This window comes from Mesorhizobium sp. M1295 (assembly GCF_040318135.1).
In the GTDB taxonomy this organism is placed as follows: domain Bacteria; phylum Pseudomonadota; class Alphaproteobacteria; order Rhizobiales; family Rhizobiaceae; genus Mesorhizobium.
Window position 1 is genome coordinate 1 of sequence record NZ_JAMYLU010000077.1, and the last position, 1,040, is coordinate 1,040.

A 1,040-nucleotide genomic window follows, 5' to 3' on the forward strand; every position below is an offset into this window, starting at 1 on the left:
TTGGTGTCGAGCTCGAGCCGGCCGTCGCCGAGGAAGCGGGTGAGCCCTTCCCAATGGGCAAGACCATAGCGGATGTCTTCGGCCAGCTTTGAGCCCGAGGAGATCATCGACAATTGCTTTTCAAACCACGGCTTCAAGGCGGCGATGATCGGGGTGGAGTACTGCTGTCGGGCGGCGAGCCGAGCTTGTGGCGTCATGCCGCGCACCGTCGCCTCGACGGCGTAGAGCGTGGCGATCTGGCGCACGGCGGCTTCGGCGATCGGGGACTTGGTGTTGCGCGCCAGCTTCACAAAACGTCGGCGCAGATGGCTCCAGCAAGGGACGAGCAGCCACGGTCCTTGCGGCCGTTCCAGGCGTGTCAGCCGGTCATAGCCCTCATAGGCGTCAACTTGCAGGAACTGTCCGCCGAAGCCTTGAAGGAAGCGTTCGGCATGCTCGCCGCCGCGCCCTGGCGCATAGTGGAACAGCACGATGGGCGGGCCTTGGCCACCATGGCCGCGGTCATCGGAAGCGATCGCCCAGAAGAAGCCCTTCTTGACCTTGCCGCGGCCGGGATCGAGCACCGGCGCGGTGGTCTCGTCCATGAACAGGCAATCCGCGCCAGCCAGAGGCCATCGCATGTGCTCGGCTATCGGCTTGAGATGGAAGCAGGCCCGGCCTGCCCAATTGCCCAGTGTGGCGCGATCCAGTTGGATGCCCTGGCGAGCGTAGATCTCGGCCTGCCGGTAGAACGGCAAGTGATCGCCGAACTTGGCGACGATAATCTGGGCGATCAGCGCCTCGGTCGGCAGGCCACCAGGCACCACAGGCTCGAGGGCATGCGCCTGCACGACCGCGCCCGTGCAGCGGCGGCAAGCGTATTTCGAGCGGCGCGTGACCAGCACGCGCAACCGGGCCGGGATCACGTCCAGCCGTTCGCTGACGTCCTCGCCGATCCTGGCCATCTCGCCGCAGCCGCACGGGCACAACGTGCTCTCGGGCTCGATGACCCGCTCCACCCGCGGCAGATGGGCCGGCAAGTGACCGCGGTTGCGCCGGCG

1 protein-coding gene is annotated in these 1,040 nt (G+C 66.7%); it reads right to left on the bottom strand.

Translation table 11 applies throughout. From position 1 onward, the window contains the following. Positions 1 to 1,040, bottom strand: a 1,040-nt coding sequence (gene tnpC / locus NKH29_RS32550; protein WP_353001431.1) for an IS66 family transposase, incomplete at both ends; no start/stop codon positions are given.